Annotated in this window: 16 protein-coding genes and 1 other RNA gene; 9 read left to right on the top strand and 8 right to left on the bottom strand. The window is 41.5% G+C overall.

Annotated features, from left to right (window positions below; all coding sequences use genetic code 11):
* The first annotated feature begins 312 nt into the window (after nt 1-312).
* Nucleotides 313-1,431 (top strand): GGDEF domain-containing protein, encoded by a 1,119-nt coding sequence (locus K5Q58_RS08370; RefSeq protein WP_220753485.1) that lies wholly within the window; start codon nt 313-315, stop codon nt 1,429-1,431.
* Between the two features lie 218 nt (nt 1,432-1,649).
* Nucleotides 1,650-2,051: a DUF2726 domain-containing protein gene (locus K5Q58_RS08365; RefSeq protein WP_220753515.1), complete on the top strand. Its 402-nt coding sequence runs from the start codon at nt 1,650-1,652 to the stop codon at nt 2,049-2,051.
* A 47-nt stretch (nt 2,052-2,098) separates the two neighbouring features.
* Here K5Q58_RS08365 and K5Q58_RS08360 read toward each other — a convergent pair whose 3' ends face one another.
* Nucleotides 2,099-3,109 carry a complement resistance protein TraT gene (locus K5Q58_RS08360; protein ID WP_220753484.1) on the bottom strand — a complete coding sequence of 337 codons (1,011 nt, stop codon included), beginning with the start codon at nt 3,107-3,109 and terminating at the stop codon, nt 2,099-2,101.
* 484 nt (nt 3,110-3,593) lie between these two features.
* On the opposite strand from K5Q58_RS08360, the gene K5Q58_RS08355 reads away from it, so the two are divergent.
* Nucleotides 3,594-4,727, top strand: a complete 1,134-nt coding sequence (locus K5Q58_RS08355) for a PIN-like domain-containing protein (protein WP_220753483.1) — start codon at nt 3,594-3,596, stop codon at nt 4,725-4,727.
* 233 nt (nt 4,728-4,960) lie between these two features.
* On the opposite strand, the gene gcvP is transcribed toward K5Q58_RS08355, so the two are convergent.
* The 6 genes from gcvP to K5Q58_RS08325 all read right to left on the bottom strand — a co-directional run bounded on the left by gcvP (nt 4,961) and on the right by K5Q58_RS08325 (nt 13,486).
* The gene (gene gcvP / locus K5Q58_RS08350; protein WP_220753482.1) at nt 4,961-7,864 is read right to left on the bottom strand and encodes an aminomethyl-transferring glycine dehydrogenase; all 2,904 of its coding nucleotides are present in this window, start codon (nt 7,862-7,864) and stop codon (nt 4,961-4,963) included.
* A gap of 176 nt (nt 7,865-8,040) precedes the next feature.
* Nucleotides 8,041-8,430, bottom strand: coding sequence for a glycine cleavage system protein GcvH (gene gcvH / locus K5Q58_RS08345; protein WP_220753481.1), 390 nt, complete (start codon nt 8,428-8,430; stop codon nt 8,041-8,043).
* 123 nt (nt 8,431-8,553) lie between these two features.
* Nucleotides 8,554-9,648, bottom strand: coding sequence for a glycine cleavage system aminomethyltransferase GcvT (gcvT, locus tag K5Q58_RS08340; protein ID WP_220753480.1), 1,095 nt, complete (start codon nt 9,646-9,648; stop codon nt 8,554-8,556).
* A 275-nt stretch (nt 9,649-9,923) separates the two neighbouring features.
* Nucleotides 9,924-11,135, bottom strand: coding sequence for an FAD-dependent oxidoreductase (locus K5Q58_RS08335; protein ID WP_220753479.1), 1,212 nt, complete (start codon nt 11,133-11,135; stop codon nt 9,924-9,926).
* Between the two features lie 296 nt (nt 11,136-11,431).
* Nucleotides 11,432-12,646: a 2-octaprenyl-6-methoxyphenyl hydroxylase gene (gene ubiH, locus K5Q58_RS08330; RefSeq protein WP_374758487.1), complete on the bottom strand. Its 1,215-nt coding sequence runs from the start codon at nt 12,644-12,646 to the stop codon at nt 11,432-11,434.
* A 264-nt stretch (nt 12,647-12,910) separates the two neighbouring features.
* Nucleotides 12,911-13,486, bottom strand: coding sequence for a UPF0149 family protein (locus K5Q58_RS08325; RefSeq protein ID WP_220753477.1), 576 nt, complete (start codon nt 13,484-13,486; stop codon nt 12,911-12,913).
* A 543-nt stretch (nt 13,487-14,029) separates the two neighbouring features.
* Between K5Q58_RS08325 and K5Q58_RS08320 the strand changes: the two genes are divergently transcribed.
* The 6 genes from K5Q58_RS08320 to K5Q58_RS08295 all read left to right on the top strand — a co-directional run bounded on the left by K5Q58_RS08320 (nt 14,030) and on the right by K5Q58_RS08295 (nt 21,862).
* Entirely contained in the window at nt 14,030-14,338 is a 309-nt protein-coding gene (locus tag K5Q58_RS08320; RefSeq protein ID WP_102528275.1) for a cell division protein ZapA, read from the top strand.
* 52 nt (nt 14,339-14,390) lie between these two features.
* Nucleotides 14,391-14,573: non-coding RNA, 6S RNA (gene ssrS / locus K5Q58_RS08315), on the top strand.
* Between the two features lie 422 nt (nt 14,574-14,995).
* A complete protein-coding gene (locus tag K5Q58_RS08310; RefSeq protein WP_259651289.1) occupies nt 14,996-16,402 on the top strand; it encodes a glycerophosphodiester phosphodiesterase family protein in 1,407 nt (468 codons plus the stop codon).
* A 45-nt stretch (nt 16,403-16,447) separates the two neighbouring features.
* Nucleotides 16,448-18,913, top strand: a complete 2,466-nt coding sequence (locus K5Q58_RS08305) for a hypothetical protein (RefSeq protein ID WP_220753475.1) — start codon at nt 16,448-16,450, stop codon at nt 18,911-18,913.
* A 68-nt stretch (nt 18,914-18,981) separates the two neighbouring features.
* On the top strand, nt 18,982-20,868 hold the full coding sequence (locus K5Q58_RS08300) for a hypothetical protein (RefSeq protein WP_220753474.1): 1,887 nt from the start codon (nt 18,982-18,984) through the stop codon (nt 20,866-20,868).
* A 223-nt stretch (nt 20,869-21,091) separates the two neighbouring features.
* Complete coding sequence (locus K5Q58_RS08295; protein ID WP_220753473.1) at nt 21,092-21,862, top strand: 5-formyltetrahydrofolate cyclo-ligase; 771 nt, start codon at nt 21,092-21,094, stop codon at nt 21,860-21,862.
* A gap of 155 nt (nt 21,863-22,017) precedes the next feature.
* Here K5Q58_RS08295 and K5Q58_RS08290 read toward each other — a convergent pair whose 3' ends face one another.
* The gene (locus tag K5Q58_RS08290; RefSeq protein ID WP_220753472.1) at nt 22,018-23,628 is read right to left on the bottom strand and encodes a methyl-accepting chemotaxis protein; all 1,611 of its coding nucleotides are present in this window, start codon (nt 23,626-23,628) and stop codon (nt 22,018-22,020) included.
* Between the last annotated feature and the right edge of the window lie 321 nt (nt 23,629-23,949).

Raw genomic sequence — 23,949 nt, 5'->3', positions numbered from 1 at the left:
TCCTTATTCGTTCAGCTTGCTCAGTCAATTGCCTCTTGGGATTATATTCTTAATGCTATTAGTACTAAAAAATGACATAGAAAATTAAGTTTACTCTGACCACTTATCCATTAAAGCCCGCGCAATTATTTAAAAATTGGTGTTAGATCACAAATCAATAACTTGCTCGGTTAGTTCATATCGGCCAAGTAAATATCAAGATACTCTATTCAATTAAGCTATTGCTATCCTTTGCTTTTCTCCTAATGCCAAAGCCATTGAGAGTGTTGCTTATGTATTTACTATTAGAACTTTTGGTGCAGGTGCTGTTGAATGGACAAGATTGGAAAAACGGGCGAATTTGTGAATCCTGCATTAGAGATAGCCTTTCGTAAAGATGAATGGGAAAAGCTCCGTAGAAGGATGGTTTTTACTAGCTTTGTAGGCGGTTTAATCTACTTTCTAGCCATTATTGGCGATTACATGATAATGACTTCAGCCCCCATGTTTATCGACATATTTACCATGAGGCTATCGGTTCTTTTAATGAGTTTGATTGTGTGTGTCTGTGGGTTGAAGCTGACAAAATACACCCCCGTACTGAATCTAATTCTATGCGGATTATTGTTGTTATTAATACAGGGCGAATCCATTGAGTTAGTGATTAAAGGGAACTTAGTTGAATATGTCGGTATTCCAGGCGTCGCGGTCATCGTTTTGTTGTTCTACCTTAGTTTCCCTCCACGCTTTATTGGGGTGTTAGCGGTATGCACCACGGGGTCACTCACCTACATAATAACCAGTGCAGTGCTCGGCTTTGCATCAATTGAATATATCTACACAACCTTATTATTTCTGGTTGTAGTAAATTGCTTTGGAGCATATGTATATTTGCAATTTTCAACCATTCGCCGACGTGAATTTAATGCACTTGAAGAACTAAAGAAAAATGCAGAAATTGACGGGTTAACCCAAATATACAATCGTAGAAAGGTATTAGAGCTTGGCGATAATGACGTCAAAAATGCCATTAATCATGGCCATGAATATGCCGTAATTATGCTTGATGTAGATAACTTTAAAGAAGTTAATGACACTTATGGCCATGTTGTTGGTGACCAAGTATTACTTGAAATAGCCAACCGCTGTCGACACGTAATGCGTGAATTTGATATTTTCGGTCGGTTTGGTGGCGAGGAGTTCGTTGCTTTTCTACCAAAGACAAATATTAATGATGCACTCATGATTGGCGAACGTCTTCGCAAAACAATTTTTGCAACTCCTTTTGAAACCGACAAAGTCACACTAAATATCACCATTAGTTTGGGCGTTGCCGCATTAACAGTCGCTCAAGAAGCTCCAAGAAAACTACTCGAAATTGCCGACGAAGCCTTATATACAGCTAAAAATACCGGTAAAAATAAAGTATGCACTGGCCGTGAGCAACAATGAGATAAATATATTCATGAGATAGAGGACAAATGGAGGTAGAATCAGCCCCGCATTTTACAAGCACAAAATGAACTGTATATTCTAACCACCTATTTTCAATTCAAGGATGAATTATGGATTTCACCTACCTTATTTTAGCATTGGTATTTATCGTGCTTATCAAGCTATTCACAGCCTTTATTAACCGTCCTCAGCAGTAAAGCTATCGCCAAAAAAGTATATTATTCTCCCCTGCCGAACGCTCATTTTTAGGCGTACTTGATACCGCCTGTGCAGCTCAATATCGTGTATTTGCAAAAGTGCGTGTTGCCGATGTGCTTACCCCTGAAAAAGGGTTAAACCGAAGCAACTGGCAAACCGCATTTAACCGAATTTCAGCCAAGCACTTCGACTATATACTGTGTAAACCCGACACCATGGAATTTGTTGCAGCCATAGAGCTAGACGACAAAAGCCACAACAGCAAACGCGCTCAGAAACGTGATGCTCTCATTAACGATGCTTGTAAAAGCGCCCAACTACCACTCATACGATTTCCAGCCAAAGCAAGATATTCAGTCCAAGAAATAAAACAAGTCATAGAAAAGTCTTTAACGCCTGAAACCAAAGGTAGTCTTTAACAAAACCTATCACTTCCACAAAGCAGCTATAAATAATGCCCCAAGTTCTAACTTCTTATAATTCTTCTAAAAGCAGCGAGTTTCTGTACTTTTTCTTCTATAATTTTTCCATTTTTGTTATCACCACTTATGAATGCCTTATCCGCATCAGATTCAAATATAGATTGTAAATCACGTAATGATGAACATGTGCTTAGCATTAGTTCATCTCGTTGTGATAGCTTTAACATTGTTTTGTAGTGCTCCAAAAAAGCAGCGAGTTTCGAACTGGAAATAACAAGTTCATTTGAGTTAATGTTTTCTAACTCTTTATTTATTGTAGCTTTATTCGCACCATATGAGAGCAACATACCTCCACCCATAGTTGCTACATACCCACCAGCCATACCAAAACCAGCTGTAGCTAATGAACCACCACCAAGCATCGCTAGTCCTGCACTTGTTGCAGCAGCACCAGACAAGCCCATAAGCCCCCCTATACCTGCTGCTAGATAAGGGGCCATTAGTAATGAAACAGCTGCTGCCGCACTTAAGATCAGTAACGTATGATTAGTAGTCGTGGCTTTATAAATAGCTTTAATCGTCTTTCCATAAATATTGCTTATTTTATCAACCTCTTCAACTGAAATTGATAAGGTTTTAGCAAAGTTCAAACTCAACTTTTCTTCGCTGTATTTAATATCCGAGAAACACTTATCTTTCTCTTTATCGCCGACTGCCGTATAAGGTGTAAAAGTTACCGCTTCAACTAAAAAAGCCGTAATTTTCGCATCATTCCACTCGCTAAAGCATTTTTGAATATCACTATGTAAATCAGTATCACGAAGTTGAATATTTAACAGCTTAGAAGTGGCACTTGACCACTCATCTAGCCACTGTTTTTTTAACAAGAAATTTTGCTTTTCAAATAATTCTGTTGATTCTTTAGAACGTAGAAGATTACGAAAGCGGGAGCTAGATTGACCAGTATTATTTTCTATTTCAAGAATGCTATATTGCACTCTAAAAAGAAGTTCTAATTCTGAAATTGTAAAGCTAAAGTGTTCACCTGAAATCATTAATCTTCTTCTACCTGTACATGCTAGTTACTAACAGCCAATGTGGCTCAATACTGTAAATTTTAACATGTCATAACTCCCCTTGGCTGAAGCGAAATGATAATTAAGAGGGCCTAAACCAAATAATTGAGTAACAAATATCACCAATAAAACAATTAAGTAAAAAAAACTACCAAAGTCACCAAACCTAACAAACCAACATACCGTACAGATACACAAGTCACACAATGTAACACCCTACTTTTAAATGATTTAATTTCAAAATTTAGGACAAAACAGTGCGCTAACCCATTGCACTAAACAGAAAAAATAGCGTAATGTATAACCAATAATAAACACACGCAGGCCAAGCTCTTAATTCAATAAGAGAACGCCTTTCAGGGAAGAAGAAGCCAATCATTCGCTTGTAAGTAACAGTTCATTTGAACCACACAAGCACAAAGTGAAAAGTTTATTCTGACCCACCGTTAATTAGGGGCAAGACATGAACAGCAATATGCGAGAGTTATTCCCCGGTTACTTTAAAGAGTCTGACGAAGACTTAAAAATATTGTGGGAAAATTCGACATTCGTATTTGATGCAAATATTTTACTAAATTTGTATCGCTACTCAGAGAACACACGTGAAGCCTTCCTCGAATTATTAACAGATATCAAGGATAGGATTTGGGTTTCTCATCAAGCTACTTTCGAGTATTTCGAAAACCGTTTGAACGTTATCAATGAACAAGAAGTATCATATGATGAAACAATTAAAGATATGAATGAGTTACGCAACAAATTTGAAAATAATCGTCAACACCCATTCGTAACAACAATGCTTTCTACCCAGCTTAAGGAATTGTTTAAAGAAATTGAGCAGGAGTTAATTGAAAGCAAAAAAACTCATTCTGACAGAATTAGTGACGATCCAATTAAGGAAAAACTAGCCCAGCTTTTTAGCGGTAAAGTAGGTTTCCCCTATCCAGATGAAAAACTTAAGGCGATTTGTAAAGAAGGAAGTGAGAGATACAAACAAAGCATCCCTCCCGGTTATAAAGATGCTAAGAAGTCAGGTGAGTCTGATAACTTAATTAGTCTAAGGCGCAAATTTGGCGATTTTATCCTTTGGCAACAAACAATAGATATGGCAAAAAGTGACAAAGTTGATGTGATTTTTATAACTGACGATACTAAGGAAGATTGGTGGAAAAAGTCTAAAGGAAAAACTATCGGTCCAAGACCAGAGCTTACAAAGGAATTTATTGATAAAACCAATAGAAAGTTTCAAATGTACCGCTCTGACACTTTCATTAATTCTGCATCTATATATTTAAACAGCAATATATCCAATGAAACGGTTCAAGAAATTATTCAAGTTAGTTTAAATAAAGACATCCTTCCTGCTTTAAGAAAATACCCGCCTTTACATGACTTAGTCTTTTATCTAGCTAGTTTGGATTTAACCGTTGAATCTAAACTTCCATCAGAAAGAGACTTATCAGAAGCCGTCGGATATAACAGGACTGTAATTCGTGAACAACTTGTACGCCTAGAGTCTTTTGGTTTTGTAGATATTAACCATGGTAAGTCCACGGTTTTAGTGAAAGAATTACCTAACCTAAATCACATCGACTAATTAGAATAAGCAATAGAGAAAGTTAACTCAACGCCTGTAAAAAAGCGAACCAATCGGTTCGCTTTTTTAATTTGATAAATAGCTAAACTTCAAACAAAGTCAGCTATTCATAATGGCGTTACTGCCGATGATAAGACAAGGAAGTTTGAGGTTTTCGCCACGGAGTTGACTGGTGTCAATGAGTAGCCAAAAGTGTCAACTAACGCAGCATAGCTGAGGTTAAGTAGCCATTATTATTCGTAGTCCGATAGAGGGACACAACTACACATCAGATTTCTGTCACCATAAACATCATCAATACGATTCACCGTCGGCCAGAACTTATTCGCCTTAGCCGCTGCACTTGGGAACACGGCTTCTTCACGGCTGTATGGGCGTGAGTCAAACTCGCTGTCCATAATATCAGCTAGGGTGTGCGGTGCATTGTGCAGTGGGTTGTTGTCGCTTGGCCACTCGCCTGCTTCGACTTTAGCGATTTCGCCGCGAATTGAGATCATTGCTTCTACGAAACGGTCTAACTCAACTTTTGACTCAGACTCTGTTGGCTCAATCATCAGCGTGCCCGCTACTGGGAAGCTCATGGTTGGTGCATGGAAACCATAGTCATTAAGACGCTTAGCGATGTCCATTTCGGTCACGCCAGATGTTTCTTTCAGTGGGCGCAGGTCGATAATACATTCGTGAGCAACACGGTCATTACGGCCAGTGAATAATACTGGGTAATGGCCTGATAGCTTTTTCATCACGTAGTTGGCATTTAATAGTGCCATTTGCGTAGACTGTTTCACGCCTTTAGTACCAAGCAGTTTAATGTACATCCAGCTGATTGGGAGGATGCTAGCACTGCCGTATGGCGCGGCAGAGACTGCGCCGTTGTTGTCGCTTTCACGGCCTGGTTTAACGATTTGATGACCTGCAACAAATGGCGCTAAATGCTTTTTGATACCGATTGGGCCCATACCTGGTCCGCCGCCGCCATGTGGAATAGCGAAAGTTTTGTGTAGGTTAAGGTGCGATACGTCTGCGCCGATAAAGCCTGGTGACGTTAAGCCAACCTGTGCGTTCATGTTGGCGCCGTCAAGATACACTTGACCGCCATGTTGATGCACGATTTCACAGATTTCAGCAATTGATTCTTCATACACACCGTGAGTCGATGGGTAAGTGATCATGATGCACGATAAGCTGTCAGCAAGCTCAGCGGCTTTTGAACGTAAGTCTTCTAAATCAACGTTGCCGTCTTTATCACACGCTGTCACAACCACTTTCATGCCTGCAAGCTGGGCTGACGCTGGGTTGGTACCGTGAGCAGATTGTGGGATTAAACAGATGTCTCTGTGTCCGTCGCCACGTGACTCGTGGTATTTCTTAATCGCAAGCAGACCCGCGTATTCGCCTTGTGCGCCTGAGTTAGGCTGGATACAAACAGCATCGTAACCTGTGATGTTGACTAAGAAGTCAGATAATTCGTTGATAAGCTGAGTGTAACCTTCAGCTTGGTCAAGTGGGCAGAATGGGTGCATGTTAGCAAATTCTGGCCAGCTTACCGGTAGCATTTCAACAGCCGCGTTCAGCTTCATCGTACATGAGCCTAACGAAATCATTGAATGGTTAAGGGCTAAATCTTTGTTCTCAAGACGCTTGATGTAGCGCATCATTTCAGTTTCGCTTTGGTAGCTGCTGAATGTTGGGTGAGATAAGATTTTGTCGTGACGGATAAGCTCAGCAGGGATTGAACCTTTGCCTTCGCCAAATGCAGCGCCATTAATGATGTCGGTGTCGATGGCCGTCACATCAAGCTTGTGCCCTTCACCTAAAATGACATCAAATAACTGTGCAATATCTTCGCGGGTGGTGGTTTCATCTAAGCTGATACCCACAATGCCGTCAGCATCGATACGTAGGTTCATTTCAGCGGCTAATGCACGTGCATTAACGGCGTCAACATCAAGCCCTTTTAGTGAAACCGTGTCAAACCATGTGTTGTTAACCAGCTCAACACCTTTGGCTTTAAGACCCACGGCTAAAATGTCAGTTAAACGATTAATGCGGCTGGCGATATTTTTAAGGCCAACAGCGCCATGGAATACAGCGTAAAACGAAGCCATGTTTGCCAGTAAAATTTGTGCAGTACAAATGTTTGAGTTGGCTTTTTCGCGGCGAATGTGTTGCTCGCGCGTTTGCATTGCCATACGCAGTGCTTTGTTGCCACGAGTGTCTTTTGATACACCAATAATACGACCTGGCATTGAACGCTTATGTGCATCACGTGCAACAAAGAAGGCTGCATGTGGCCCGCCGTAGCCCATTGGTACGCCAAAACGCTGTGCGCTACCAAATACGATGTCTGCGCCCATTGAGCCAGGTGATTTAAGCAGCACCAGTGACATGATGTCAGCGGCGACAGTCACAATGGCTTTCTTTTCAGCAAGCTTAGCAAACAGTTCTGTGTTGTCGGTGATTTCACCATGGCGGTTGGTGTATTGGAATAATGCGCCAAATAGTTCGTAGTTAGCGGCTTCTTCAGCTGGCCCTACAATCACTTCAAAACCGAAACATTCGGCACGGGTTTGCACAACATCTAATGTTTGTTGGAACACATCATCTGCCACAAAGAAGATATTCGCTTTTTTGGCTTTAGAGACACGCTTAGCCATGGCCATTGCTTCAGCGGCTGCGGTCGCTTCATCAAGCAGTGACGCTGATGCAAGGTCAAGACCGGTTAAGTCCATCGACACTTGTTGAAAGTTTAAAATTGCTTCTAAACGGCCTTGAGCGATTTCTGGCTGGTAAGGGGTATACGCAGTGTACCAACCCGGATTTTCAAACACGTTACGTAAAATGACGTTTGGTACTTCAGTACCGTAGTAGCCCATGCCGATGTAGCTTTTGAATACTTTATTTTTATCAGCAATGGTGCGGATGTAGGCTGTGCCTTCCGCTTCGCCACATGAATCACCAATGGTTAACTCTTGCGGTAAACGAATTGACCCAGGCACAGTTTGTGCGGTTAAGTCTTCAAGCGACTCAGCGCCAACGTAGTTCAACATTTCTTGTTGTTGAGTTTCGTTAGGGCCAATGTGTCGGCTTAAAAATAATTCGTGTTGCTCTAATTGAGTTAGGGTTTGCTTTGTCATGAGAAGTCGTGTTCCAAATCTGCCAGAATCAAGCTGTAGGGCATTAAACTGGTCTAGGGAAAAATGTTGTTGTGCAATACTTTAAAGGTGAGCGGAAGGATCGCTAAAACCTTTAAAAAAGTTAAAAGGCAAAACAAAAAGAAGCTCCCAAGGGAGCTTCTCGTTAGCGTCGACGATTATTCTTCGTCAATCACTTCTTGGTAACCGTCAGCGTCTAACAAGTTAGCCACTTCAGCTTCGTCAGATGGCTTAACGCGGAAGAACCAACCTTCGCCAAATGCTTCGCTGTTAACTAATTCTGGTGAATCTTCTAATGCTTCGTTTACTGCAATCACGTCACCTGAAATTGGCGCGTAGATGTCAGATGCAGCTTTAACTGATTCAGCTACGGCGCAATCTTCGCCAGCTGTCACTGTGTCGCCTACTTCTGGTAATTCTACGAATACCATGTCACCTAAAAGCTCTTGTGCATGCTCAGTGATACCCACTGTGTAAGTGCCGTCTTCTTCTTTACGGATCCACTCATGAGATGAAGCATATTTAAGTTCAGCTGGAATGTTGCTCATTGTCGTTGTTCCTTTAGTTCATGTTCTGCATATTGTTCAAATACGGTTATCTACTGTTATAGATAATATTTTAAGTTTTTAATCCTCAAAGGATTAATTCTTAATTATTTGATCTGAACGATATTAAAATGCTTGTTTACCGTTACGTACAAAACTTGGTGCGATAACTTTAACCGCTACGCGTTTTTTGCGCATTTCAACTTCTGCGGTGTCGCTAATACCCTTAGGTACGCGTGCCATGGCAATAGAATAGCCTAAAGTTGGCGAGAAAGTCCCGCTGGTGATCGAACCTTCATGTTCAACGCCATCTGCGTCAGTGAAAAACACTGGCATGCCGTGACGAAGGACACCTTTTTGTTCCATCACTAGGCCGACTAATTTGTCTGGGCCCGCTGCTTTAATCGCAGTTAATGCTTCACGACCGATAAAGTCACGATCTTCTGGCTCCCACGCAATCGTCCAACCCATGTTGGCAGCAAGCGGGTTAATGGTTTCATCCATGTCTAAACCGTAAAGGTTCATGCCAGCTTCTAAACGTAGGGTGTCACGTGCGCCTAGTCCACATGGCTTAACGCCAGCTTCTAGTAATGCTTGCCATAAGCTTTCAGCTTCTGCTTCTGGTACGATGATTTCGTAGCCTGCTTCACCGGTGTAACCTGTGGTGGCAATAAATAATGATTCAGACTGCACACCAAAGAACATCTTCATGCCTTCTACTGCAGCGTTTTGCTCAGCAGAGAATACTTCAGCCACTTTCGCTTTAGCGTTAGGACCTTGAACGGCAATCATTGCAAGCTCTGGGCGCTCAGTAATCGTCACATCAAAGCTAGCTGATTGCTTGTCCATCCATGCTAAGTCTTTAACACGCGTCGCTGAGTTAACCACCACGCGGTAATGCGTGTCAGTTAAGTAGTAAGTGATAAGGTCATCGATAACGCCAGCATTGTCGTCTAGCATGCCGCTATACAGCGCCTTGCCAGCCACTTTTAGCTTAGCGATATCGTTTGCTAATAATTTACGTAGGAATGCACAAGCATCGGTACCTGTCACATCGACAACTGTCATGTGTGATACATCGAACATACCAGCGTCTTGGCGCACTGCGTTATGTTCTTCAATTTGTGAACCATAGTTAAGTGGCATATCCCAACCGTGGAAATCGACCATCTTGCCATTTGATTCTAAGTGCTTGTTAAAGAGTACAGTTTTATTAGCCATTATTATCTCTTTTTTATGAGCCTTCTGAGGGTAAAACGAATGAAGGCGATTTATATACCGTGAATATAGGAAATATAGGCTTTCCAATATTCACGGCTATGAATGGGGCAAAATTATACTCATAGAGTGGATTTTGTATAGTAGGAAATTTTCTAATCCGAGATTTTAACATTAGATTAACTAATGCGAGGGATGTTGTTAATTTACAAGAATATCACTCACTTCGGCCGATCCCCTGATATATAAGCGTTTTTAGGCCGAAGCGATGGCAAATTTTACTCACGACAAAGCTTAGGAAGTTTAAGTTTGTTGCCTATAGCCTGTTTGATGAACACTGTTTTTAGTCCTGAGACATTATCAATGAGGTTTAAGCCCAAATCACGTAAGGCTTTTTTGACCGGATTGCTGCCAGCAAATAATCGTTTAAAGCCTTCCATTGCACTGATCATTTCAATGGCTTCAGCTTTACGGTAGCGTTCAAGCGCGCGAAGGTTAGCGTAATCACCCAGATCTTTACCTGCATAATGTAACTCGCTAACGGTTTCAATAATACTGGCTGCATCTAAGAAGCCTAAATTAACCCCTTGGCCTGCAAGTGGATGAATAGTGTGCGCAGCATCGCCTGCCAGCACCAAACGATGGCGAGCAAAGTGGCGGGCATAGCGCATACGCAATGGATGTGATTGACGCTCACTCACTACTTCGCACATGCCAAGGCGGCCATCAGATGCAGCGGTTAACGCTTTTGAAAACTCTTCAGGCGATAAGGCTAGTAGCCTTTCGCCCTCTTGCGGCGATACTGACCAGACAATTGAACATAAGTTATCTTCATACAGCGGCAGTAAAGCTAATGGACCATCAGCTAAAAAGACCTGACGAGCGGTGTCTTCGTGTGGCTCTGCCGTGCGAATAGTGGCCACAATGGCATGATGGCCGTAATCCCAAAAGGTTAATGGAATTTGGCATTGGCTGCGCACCCATGAATTAGCGCCATCGGCTGCCACAACTAGTGCGGCACTTAGGTTGTCGCCATTATCGAGGGTTAACCATGATTCGCGCTCGCCAAAAGCGATACGCTCTAATCGCTGACCTTCAAGATGAGTGATGTTATTAAGCTCGCCTGCACGCTGGGCTAGGGCAAAACTGATGGATTGATTTTCAATGATGGCACCAAGTGATGGCTCGCTGATGCTAGCAGCATCAAAGGCTATTTTGCCTAATCCGTCTTTATCCCATACCGCCATTTTTTGATACGGCGCGGTGCGGTCGTGGTCAATATATTGCCATGCACCTAAGTTTGTTAGTAATCGCTCACTGGCTTTGTTTATCGCGCTAACTCTAAGTCGTGGCTCGCCTGATACCGCCTCGGTTTGGCCTGCATCAATCACGACCACGTTTAAGTTAGCCTCAGCTAAACCAATTGCTGTTGCCAAGCCAACCATACCACCGCCAACAATGGCTACATCATAGGTTTGAGTTTGAAACATGTTAATCCTTAATCTTCAATCGGTTTGCAGACGATAATTAAATGAGATCTATCCATAAGAGCCGCTGAAGGCTCTCTATTTACAAGAACCGCTGAAGGCTCTCTAATCACAAGAGCCACTGAAGGCCCTCTATTTACAAGAACCGCTGAAGGCTCTCTAATTACAAGAACCGCTGAAGGCTCTCTAATTACAAGAACCGCTGAAGGCTCTATATTTACAAGAACCGCTGAAGGCCCTCTATTTACAAGAACCGCTGAAGGCTCTCTATTTACAAGAGCCGCTGAAGGCTCTAACAGTTAAGCTGTTTTCCAGCCCATGGCTTTGTGTGCAATGGGGGCTTTAAGTGGCGGACACCAAGACAATAATCTTAACCCTAAACTGCGCCCAGCCACTAATGGCCAATGCTGATTTGAGAAGCCGCGCACTAAAAATTCTACATTGTTGATGGTGCTATTTCTGTCTTGCTCGCGTAGCTTAAGGTAATGATGAATAAGCGTGTTTTGGCCGCAATCTAGCGCTTGTGAGTCAGAAGCATTAACGCTTTTAAAGCTAGCTTCAATGGTATCAATTAGTCCTACCACATCACGCAAGCCTAAGTTAAAACCCTGTCCTGCTATTGGATGCAAGGTTTGTGCGGCGTTACCAATAAAGACGGTGCGATGGTAAATCGGTCTTGGCATGTAGGATAACGTAAGCGGATAACTGACTCGCTCACCCACATCGGTAAAGCGCCCAGCTCGATTGCCAAAAGCACTTTGCAGTGCTGCTAAAAACTCAGTTTTAGAGGCGGTTTTCATTGCTTGCGCTTGTTCACTATCAAGCGCCCACACTAATGATACTCTTGGTTTACCATCTACCGCTGACATAGGCAGTAAGGCTAGCGGCCCAGTGCCCGTGAAGCGCTCGTACGCCCAGCCATCATGAAGTTTATCGGTTTGCACATTCGCGACTAATGCCACTTGGCCAAACTCAATCTTTTCAATATCTTGCTTAAGTGCTTGGCGCACTTTCGAATTGGCGCCATCGGCAGCAACTAACAATTTGGTTCGAATTTGTTGGCCGCTATCTAAGGTTAAAGTATGGCCTTGTGCGTCAGTATTTAACTCCGCTAATTGCGCAGGACAATAAAGCTTAACGGCTTGCTGACTCACTTTGTTTAGCTTGAGTTCATCAAACAAGACCTTACCGACTTTAGCAAGCTCTACCACTTGTCCCATTGCTGACAATGAGAACTGCTCGGCGTTAAGCTCGGTCATGCCGAAATGGCCGCGATCAGAAATATGAATATTATTAATTTCGCTGCCAAGGCTGGCAAGCTTTGGCCAAATACCTAAACGGGTTAATTCAAATACTGAGCCATGGGCGATAGCAATGGAGCGCGCATCAAAGCCTGGGTGATTATCATCAGGCTTCACCGCTTCAATCACCGCGATTGATAGAGGTCTGCCAAGCTGCTGTTGATACTTATCAGATAATTGGGCTAAACCAAGGGCTAAACTCGCGCCAGCCATCGCACCGCCAACAATAGTAATATCCACATGCTCGATAGCATCATTTGAAGAGGCTTGCTGGATTTCGTTAACTGAAGAGGCTGTTGACTTATCAAGCTTGTCTGAATTAGTTAGCTTGTCAGAATTAGTTGGCTGTGTCATAGCGCGAGCTCTTTTTATTATTGATTTAACCTGTGCACACTCAAGTAAAATTAAGTGCGCACCAGTAAATTTGTCATGCCGACTCTAGTACTCGTATTTAATACTAAAATGTAAGACTATTTTTTAGTGCAGTGGCGCTGCAGGCTCGCTGTCATCTAATGGGATTTCAGGGCCAAACTCTGAATAACATAAGACTGCGGCCATACGGACAAATTCATGCAGTTCAATAAAAGCGCCTTCTGATTCATCATCGTCACTCACATCAAATTCAACTTGAGCAATCGCGCCTAAGTCTTGAATGATCTCACGCACGTCAGATGATGCGCCGTTAAGTTTAGGCTGAATCAATGCGATGGCAGTCAGGTAACTTTGTACCCACAGGGCTAGGCATTCTAAGCGGGTGCTTAGTGGTTCTTCTTCTTCAGGTAGTAATGGCGAAAATCCGAATTCGGCATCGCCTAAGCGCGTGGCTGTGTCTTTAAACAAATCAGTGATTAATTGCTGTAACTCACCGGTCAATGGTTGGCCATCGTTCATTAGTTCAAGCAAAGGTTTTAGCCAAACTGTATTGGCTTGTTCTACCCCACCACAAATTAATCCAACTAACGCGCCATGCACTTCGACTGGATGCTGACCAATCTCGGCTGAATCTAAAGCTTTTTTTAGTTTTTCAATACATAAAGAAGGAGGCGTTGCCATGGTATTTTTCCATTAAATAATCAATCTGCTGCAATGCTAGCAGAGTTAATAACTGCTACCAAATTCTGCAAGACAAGTTGCTAAAATATTTCGTCAATTTGTTAAGTATAAAGCACCTTAGGCCTATTAGCGTAATCATAGTTTAAGCTGAATGTGCAATTGTTAGCTCGTAGACTATTTATGACTGGCTTGATAAACCAAAAGCTAATATTAACCGTATCGAATATAACTCGATGAACTAAACGATTTACAATAAACAACGTATCCTTAGAGATGTCTAAAACAATTGCGTTGCGAGCTTTAAAAACGATGAAAAAGCCGAAATGCTCATTCATCAAGCAAATAGCCTTAAAGGCGGTAAGTTACCTTGCACTTTTAATAGGGGCGCTATATAGTCCGCAAATAGGCTAGTTCCTCTGCCGATGTTGTAAAATGATTGTAAATCAACGCTGATACTCGCATTCATGCGAAAGCGTTACAGTCAGATGGAACGATAAACTGCTACAATTTTTATTTTAGACGAATAAGGATCCTCAGCGAACTATGAGTAACAGTGCTATTGATATCTCCCTTTTAGGGCGCACCTACTCTATCGCTTGCCCGAAAGGACAAGAGGATGCTTTGCGTTCAATCGCTAAAGGTGTTGAGCAACAGCTGACTAACCTGAAAGCACGTACCAATAATTTGAGCCGCGAAGAATTAGCCATTATGGCCGCGCTGAATATTGGTTACGAGTTACACGAAGAACAGCAAAAGAATAAGCAGTACATGGCGCAAATGGATGAGCGTATTTCGTTATTACAGTCGACGTTAGAAAACTCGCTGATTGAACGAACCAGTAAGGACGACTAAACAAATTTAGATTTGTGTTGAGCAATGAGTTCAACATGATTCACACCGGTTTTGCTCCCTGGGATATGCGCTTGTAGGTTATGTCCCTGTGCCGATATTTACAAACCCAGGGTGAATGTTTTCATTGACATTGTGTATGCTCGGCTCGTACCGAGAAACCTTAGGAGATGAACATTTTCCCGCCTTGAACCTACGGTTCAAGGGCTACACCGACGGTCGGTATTCTGGGGAGCATCCTAAATTGCTAAGCTATAAAAAAGCTTAAGTTGACTCAATAAAAAAGCCACCTCATTAGGTGGCTTTTTTATTGTTTCTTTTAGCGCATTTGCAGGTAACTTCAATTCAGCATAAATCATTTAAAAAAATCAAACATCTCCGACCTCGCCCAGAGTCTCAATTCTTCATCAAATAACTTCAACATAAAACTAAAACATAAAACTAAAACATAAAATAGTTGAGAAAACTCTGTAACAAAACAGCCGAAAAAAAGTGCAAAATAGGTAAAGTTAACCTTCGTTAATAATTACACTTGTGAAGATTATGGTTATTATTGTTTTGTTCAGAACATTAAGGTATAAAGTCCACAATATTAATAACTTGTAATTAGGGATTATGACAAGTCGCCCTTTTCTATTAGCGAGCTACATTGTAGTTACAATGACATCGCTTTTAATTCTTTCTGGTTGTAAATCTACCCCAGAACCTATTACTCCAACTTATATTGTTCCAGCTGCATTAGCTCACCTACCTGTCGATGCTGCCACGCAAGGTTTAGATATCATTGATATCCAATTAACCCTTGGCGATCGCAACTTGTACTTAGCTGCCAATGGCAACATTAAGATGTTATCAACTGCGCAATGTGCGTTAGATATTTCAGCTCACCGCGGCGACTTTCGCCAACCTGAAAGCAGTTATAACGCAATTGCTTCGGCGTTAAATGATAATTTTAATAGTGTCGAAATTGATGTCATGCTGCTTAAAGATGGCACTTGGGTTAATCACCATGATAGCCAGACCGGTCGCGCGACCGTGCACTACACAGGTGAGCGTTACAAACTTGAACGTATGAACCGTAAAGAGTTTGGTCAATTAAAACTACGTGATAAAGACACCAACGCCTTGCTCAATGAACGACCAATTACCGCAGCAGAAGCCTTTAAGGTATTTGCAGGCTATCGAATGCCTAGTCAAAAACTGAATGTGGAAATAAAATCTGATGCTAATGGCCAAGAGTTAGTCGAGCTCGACAATATGCTCAAAAAATACATTGGTAATGGCGGGTTTTATTACTCAGCGGCAGACCAAGATATCTTATACAAGCTACGTGGGATTAACCCATACGTTTACTTAGGTTTTGTCCAAGGCGGACACCCTACCAGTGTTGAAAAGTTAACTGCCGACATGCGTAAAGGCGTTAACAGTGACGCTTACTATCTAGAGAACCAGAATAATATTGAATTCGCTGGACGCTATGGCACTAAGCGTTATCGTTCACGTTATAAGGACTACACCAGTTCAGATGCGCTGGCTAAGTTACAAAGAAAGCTTGGCAGTCATTCAGGGATCCACCTCGATATTCGCAGCTTTATGCAAAACAGAAGTGTTAAAAGCCGCGCAGAACGTTTAGACATGAAAGTCTATACCTACTCTCTCAACGGCACTGATTATCATCAATCACAACTATTGAAGCTGAACAAAAAGTCTTTGCCTCACGGGGTAATTGTGGATGAAACACCGTACAAAATTTGTCAGCGATTATTCAACGCAGCCTTGCCAGCAAAACGCTATCAACCTCTAAGCAATGTAGGTCGTTATATTGCCTCCTTACCTCAAGATGCGAACTTTGATCGCTTTGAAGAAATGCTGGGGTATCAACAAGAAGGTTATTACCTGTCACTGGCATCAGGTCTTAAGTCAATTAAGGGCAATCAAGCTAAACAGGCTGTGAATAACACTCCAACACCTTTGCTTGAGCATGGCTTTCCGACGATTACCGATGAAAAAATCGATACTCAAACTGGCGACACCATCATTTTAACCTTGCCAAGCAACAGTAAATAAGCGCCATTAATCACAATCGATAATAAGAAAAGCCTTTGAATCATTATGACTGAAAATAAACAAAGCCCATTTGCAACCAACTTGCTGAATAAAACCCCGACACAGCAAAAGATGCAGTCGGCAGAAAAAGAACTAAAGAAAGTTCAGCAAAAACAAAAGTCAGAAGCCGTTAAAACCGAAAAAGCTCAAGCCGTTGAAGCGCAAATCACCAAAATGGGTAAACCGTTTTGGTGGATGTTGCTGATGTTTATCTGCTCGGTAGTGTATTTATTCCCTGAGGCAGTCTTTAATGCTGCGCTAACTGATGTAGCTGGCGGCAGAAATTCAAGTGAAGAAGACTTACGTGCAGTCGAGCTATTTGGTCGTACTATTAGTGGTATTGGCGTCACTTTGTTATTAGCCGATTTATTACTTAAAGGCCGAAGAGTCGCTAAAGTTGGCCGCGCGTTAGCTTACTTTGGATTAATTGCATTAATTGTCTGGCCAACGGTATTTTTTGGACAAAAATGGCTGGTTGATCATTTCATTATCGATGCCTCAACCCCTGAGGAACGTCAACAAGCGTACTTATCGCAAGTATTACGTAGCGCATTGATAGAAAACTCGATTCAATTTGAAGGCATAGATTACGATCCCAATCGAGAACATAACTCCACCGAAAAAACCTTTTTGTCAGTATTTGGCGGCTTAGTCTATGCCGACGATAAATTGGTTGATGATTTGAAACAGAAAAAACGCATGATCATGGAGAAGTTTGTCCGCGATCGCGCTATGTCCAACTTTGATCAACACTACGGCGATTACGATGATTTTCGCCAGACCTTACGCAGTAAATATACCGAATATGCTGAAGGCTCAAATAAATACAACAAAGCACTGGCAAGCTCACCGCAGCGCTCAGATGAATACTGGTTAGACACTCAAAATCAAGTAAAACAAGGCTGGGAAAAATACCAAAAAGGCGTTACAGCTTATGAAGCTAGAGTGGAATCTCGCGCCCAAAAAATTGCCCCTAAAATGTATGACTTTTTTGAACGTCGAAATAAGTGCGCCGACATGAAAAAAGGCAGCAGTAAAAATCGCTGTTTTGAGCGTCTGCAAAACGGTTACGACAAAGAAATTGCCAAATACAGCATCCCTTATATTCCACCAGATGACTGGTTAATCCGCGAAGAAATCTCAACCTCTGAAAACGTCGGTAACTCAATTATTACTGGCATTATGACCTTTGGTTTATTTACTGCGATGCAAGCAGCTGACGCGGCAACGGGCGGTGATGCAGGCTTTAAAGATCATCGTATGGTGTATACCAATGATGTGAATCATTATAAGAATGTGTTGATGGTTAAAATGGAGCCTGATTTTGTCAAAGAATCAGGTGGTTACCCTTTAGGTATTCAGTATATTCATGACTTTAGAGTTCATGAAATCACTAGCATGAAAGTGAATAAAAAGCTTAAACAGAAAGGCTTAAATTTACCTGCTTCTTGGTCGCTCACTGATCGGAATAGCTTTGATAATGCAGTGGCTAAAAAAGTGCGCCAACAAGCCGATGCACAATGGCGTTCTGCAATGAAAAAGCAAGGTAATGACATGCCACCTAATCTTAGCTGGCAGCAATTCCAACAAGAAGGTGATGTGCAAAAACGCATTCAACGCCAAATGAAAGAGTTATATGTTAGCCCTACATTAGCCGATTGGAATAACCGAGAGTTTAAACAAAAAATCATTGAGCCCAATATTGCCCGTAAAACAACTGAATATCTCAATGTTCTTGAAGCTCAGCAAACTGAGTTTGCTGATGGTGGTGCATTCGAATCTACGGGTAAATCGGCATTAAGAGCCACCATAGTCCCGCCAATATCCATGTCTATCAGCTTAGCCTTGGTGTTATTAACTGTATTAAAACTGCCAATGAAAGCTGTTGAGTTAGTACAAGTTAAGCGCGCAGCCAATGATACTGAAGCCCCTAAAACCAAAGGCTACATCAAAGCCAGTATTTCTGGGGTGATGCTAGTGGCTATTTTTGTAGTGCCATTAACTATGGGCGGTAACCAATACACCATGAAAGACTCGGCGCTTCATTACTTTTTTGAGCAAATGGAAAAGAATGATTCAGCCAGCGTTTCCTATGCGCTTAAATGGTTATTAGTGACTCAGCCTATCGTGCAGCCTATTGGAACTGGTATCGATCAACGCCTGTTTATCACCAAAGGTTTTGACGCCATCAGTGAGCCGATTAACCAACTCGACCTAACCTTGATGCCAGAACATGACACTAGTGTTAAGCCTGCGAACCACCAACAAGCGAAAGTCTTATTGCCTTTAACCATTAATACCAATGTGACTGGTGCCAAAATTGCCGTAATGAACATCAAACCTAAATATCAAGCAGGGATGATGTTACCCGCAGGTGGCTATGACGTAAAAGTATCAGCACAAGGTCATCAACCCGTTAGAAAGTGGGTGTATTTAAAGGCAGATAACACCGACTTTACGATTAAGCTTTAGAACAGCTAAGCAAAATAACTAAATAGATTAACCAAAATTATCACGCATTGATTTATAGGAAGTATTACGTGAGTAAATTAGTACAATTTCAGGACTTTATCCGCAGTAATGGTAAAGACCTCACTGGCGTTGATGTGCCAGTTGTTTTGAGTAATGAAGAGGCAAAACTACCCGAGCTCAACTTTACCTTTGGCTGGACAATTGAGATTGGTGTTAGCGAGCACGAACATGGCGGTCATTGCCCTGCTGGAATAAAATCTGGCAGCGCCTCAAATGCTTGTAACTGCGCTAACAATAAAGCAAAAGAGTATGTCAGCGGTCAAAATTCATTATTTAACGATCGTTTCATCAAAATACTTGGCCCTGACGTTGCTGAAAACTTTTTAATCAAAGATCGTGGCTTAAAGTCTGCGCCAGAAACCTATGTCGGTAGCAAGGTTTGTTATAACTGTAGTGGCTCTGGTAAACAAAACTGCGGCAGTTGTCATGGCAGCGGTAGCACTTCCTGTAGCGGTTGTAGTGGCAGTGGCCGAAATCATGTGACTCGCTACGAGAATAACCGCACGGTACATACTACAGAGTCCTGTTCATCGTGTGGCGGACGTGGTCATAATACCTGCTATAACTGCGGTGGTTCAGGCAAGGTGACCTGTCGTACCTGTGATGGTGGCGGTTACCTCTATTTCAGTTACACCATTGATGGTGAAGCTAAACGGAGTACAAAGTGGGAATATAACACCAGTGATTACCATGAGTGGACGACTGATTATGTTAAGAAGACCGGTCTCAAACTCGTTCATCATTTAGATGATGTTACTGAAGTGGATGTAAAAGGCGCATTGGGAGGTTGTACCTTTATTTATGCCTTTAAGGCCAACTTACCGACGCTGCAATTTACTGCTAATATCGATAAAGTCGATACCACTATGTGTTTTGCGGGTAACAAAAATAGTACTCATAATGCTGGAGGTGTATACGATCCTGCGGTATGGAGCGTGGCACAAAAACTCGCTGGCGGCAGTAAATCTAATGATAAAGAAGCCCTTTCAACACCCGCGGTTAAAAACATTATTGAAGCCAATGAAACTAACACCTCGATTGCATTATTAGAGGAAAACTGGGTTTCAAGTGATATTAAAGATGCGGTTGTTTCTAATTATCAAACCTTAGTGACCCAGCTTAAAAAGCAAAGTGTGAAAGGCATTACGCCTAAAATGATTGGCAGTATGTGTAAATTCGCATTTCTATTCCTAACAATAGGAATGTTGTTTGCTGTGATGTTCCCTACTTTTGCCCAAGAAACGGCCTATCGCATGAGTGTTACCCAGATTCCTGAATGGATGTTGGCGCTATTGACCATGAAATTTGGCTTATTTGGCTTACCTGAGTGGTGTAACTACCTGTTCGTTATTGGCTTGTTCTGGTTAAGCTATAAAGGTATTCAAAAATGGTACTGGAAGAACATCGGCCCAGGAAAAGTGTGGTTACTGGCACTCAGTTTAACCTTGTTAATACCCCATCTTTGTTTCACCTTGTACTACAACGGTTTTGAAGTTATTCAACATACACTTGAAGTAACCAATGCATTGATGGCGGCATCGTTATTAGTCGGGCTGTATGTTGTCGTTATTGGCACAAAGTTGCCGAATAAGTGGTACACAAAAATAGCAGGTTTTATGGCTGGTATTGGCGTTTATTGCGCCTTGCATTACGGCCTATTTATACTCAATTCACGTATTGGCTTTATCGAAAACCATGGCAGATACCCATACGAGCTACTACAGTCTTTGCGTCCTGGCACCATGTTTATGGCTGAAAACCTCATTGAATGGGCAATGTTAACTGTGATTTTCGCCTATTTCTTAACTCGTCGTCAGTTCTGGTTAAAAGCTAAAACTGAAGTCGCAGATTACGACAGCCCTGTGTTACTTAAATCGATGAACATGGAAAAGTAGCCTTAAGTCGATAATGCAAAAATGAGCGCCGATGATACTTGTATCATCGGCGTTTTTTATCATACCGCCGATTGATTTTTAGCCATATCAGCAAATGCTGGTTAATCAGTACATTATCTTCTTTGAGTTTTGCACATATCAGGATAACCTGCAGTTAGTTACATCATTTATTCATAACGCTATTTTATTTTTCATTTGTATGTAGATGGAGTATTTCCTACCTATGAGCATGACGCGTTTTATGACTGGCTCATCCCAATGCCAGTCAGCTACGACAAATCAATCTGTTATCACTCACTTCTCTTCTGCGACTTCAGCCTCCAATGATGCTGCGGCAAATACAGATAAACTGTACCGACATTCATTTAATAGCCCTCATGATGCAGAGCCATTATTCGACAGCCGAAATATGAGCCGTGACAGTATTCGTCGTCACATTCGCCAAGAACGCAACGCAATTCCTCAAGCAGATCAGAATCAACTGGCATTAATTGCTAGTCGTCATTTGTTGTCTGAGATCCAACGAATTTCAGCCAAACGAGTTGCGCTGTATTTAGGTTTTGATGGAGAGCTTGCCACCAGCAAGTTAATTGAAGCGCTGTGGAAGCTCGATGTGGAAGTGTACTTACCTCGCCTGCATCCTTTCGCTAAGGGCCATTTATTATTTATGCGTTATAACGCCGAAACTCAAATGGTAAATAATCGCTATGATATTGCTGAACCTAAATTAGATATTCGCCACATGGTGACAGTAGAAAACCTCGATATGATTGTCACTCCGTTAGTGGCTTTTGATGATCAAGGTAATCGAATGGGTATGGGCGGCGGCTTTTACGATCGCACACTAGCGCAAGTTAAAGAAGGTAAACCCTTAGCAGTAGGCTATGCTCATGATTGTCAGCAAGTGAGCTTTTTACCAATTGAATATTGGGATATTCCCTTGCCTGTGATTATCACTCCCACAAGGCGAATTGCTTCAGCCAGCTTAACTTGAACCGAGTTTATTAGATAGCAAACCACTCATCAAAAAAGCCGTTAACCTAAATAGATTAACGGCTTCTTACATTGAGTAACTTATGTCATACAGTTATAAGTTGAAGCCTTGGGCTACGGCACACAGCATAAACAATAATATAAACTTAAAACGGCCTAACTAATTTTGAAAAAAGACAGCTCTTGATTTTGCTTTTCAGCTAAAAAGGTAAGATCTTGGGCTGCTTGCAAAGTTTGATTCACAGCTTTGACATTCTCATTGACTAAATCAAAGGTTTTAGAGGTATTTTCAGCAAGCTCCTCTGTAACTGAATATTGCTCCTGTGAAGCAAAAGCGACTAATGTATTGATTTCCGAAATGGTTTGAACTGAATCAGATATATCATTAAATGATGCTTTTACATTCTCTGATAACTCTACGGACTCTTTAATAGAGCTGACATTAGAGACCATATTGTTATTGGCTGTTTCTGATTGAACTTGAAGCTTAGCGATTATATTTTGAATATTTTCTGCTGATTGGAAAGTTTTTTCTGCGAGATTACGTACTTCATCTGCTACAACAGCAAACCCTCTTCCTTGCTCACCCGCACGTGCTGCTTCTATTGCAGCATTTAGTGCTAATAAATTTGTTTGTTCAGATATCGCACTGATAACATCTGTAAATTCACCTATATCAATTGCACTGTTTTTCAATTCCTCGATCATAGCCGCTGTAGCTTGTACCGAATGATTAATGCTTTGAGTTAGCACAATTGATTGTTCAAGCGCCTTATGACCTTGATGCACGTTGTCTATGGCTTTTTTAGTCTCTCCTTCTGCTTGCGCAGCATTAAGTGACATTTCTTTTGAAGTACTTGATAGCTGACCTATTGCTGTTGAAACCCCCTCTACTTGTGATAGCTCACTTTGCGTATTGCTAGCAGTATTTTGCATTACTGAAGTTAGCTCTTCTGAAGAGCTACTTGTATTGGTTGAAGCCAAAGTTAATTCATTGATCAGCGTTGATAGTTGATGAATTGACTGATTGAATGTTTGTTTAATTTTAAAGAATTCATTTCTAGATTCCGTTAGAGGCAGAGGCTTAAGAACCCCTTTAGCTAGGCTGCCAATCGCTGTGGAAATCTCATTTACGTTACTAGATAGAGTTCTGTTTACATAAGTTAAAAATATTGATGATACAACACATCCAATGAGAGACATGACGACCACCATCGTCATCAAATCACTCATTGAGCTCGCATATTCATCATCTCGAACAGCTAGTAGGCTCTCTTCTCTTAATGATGCTTCATCCAAAACTTCGCGAATTCTATCAACATATTGCTTACCAGCACCCTTTTCTACAAATGCAGAGACCTGGGAGTCATCACTATTATCCCTTAAAGAAAAACCTTCATTGATGACTAAGTTTTCCCATAACTCAATGTTTTTAACGACTTCATTAAATGCGTCTGTTTGAGTAGGGTTGTCTGCTGTCATATCCAGCAAAATAGCTAACTCTTCTTGAACTTTTTTCTGCCCTGATGCGTACGGCTCTAGGAATTCTCGGTTATTAGTTAACAAATAACCACGATAACCCGTTTCCATATTTACGACTTGCTCGATAGATTCTTCAATATGAAGTAGCACTTTATATGTATGCGCAACCATATCATTGCTGGTTTTTATACTAGAATTGGAATTGTTGACTGAGAGAGTAATTGACGAAAAAACAACTAAGATGACTAATACATTCATTGAAATAAGCCAACTGGTTGGCATCATTGATAGTGACTTCATCTACACATCCTTGTGAGTATTTTGCGATGTATTTCACTATAGTACATTTAACTAATTTTGCATTTTAGAAATTAGTTAAATACTTTGTTATTAACAATATTATAAATCCTGCCTTAAAAAGATTAATTATTTTACTTTTTAAAGAAACTAATCGAACTCATCAATTAGTTTTACGAACTCAAGACCAGCCTAGTATTAAGCTGTAATGCAATCTAACAACTGGTGGTCACCAGCGATAATATTGTCAAAATACACACTAGAAATAAGACAGAAGCATAAAACGTTTTAATTCAACCGTTACCGTCT

It is taken from the genome of Shewanella sp. KT0246, assembly GCF_019654955.1.
Classification (GTDB): Bacteria; Pseudomonadota; Gammaproteobacteria; order Enterobacterales; family Shewanellaceae; genus Shewanella; species Shewanella goraebulensis.
The sequence above is the reverse complement of the archived record's forward strand: the minus strand, read 5'-3'. Positions and strand labels throughout refer to the sequence as shown.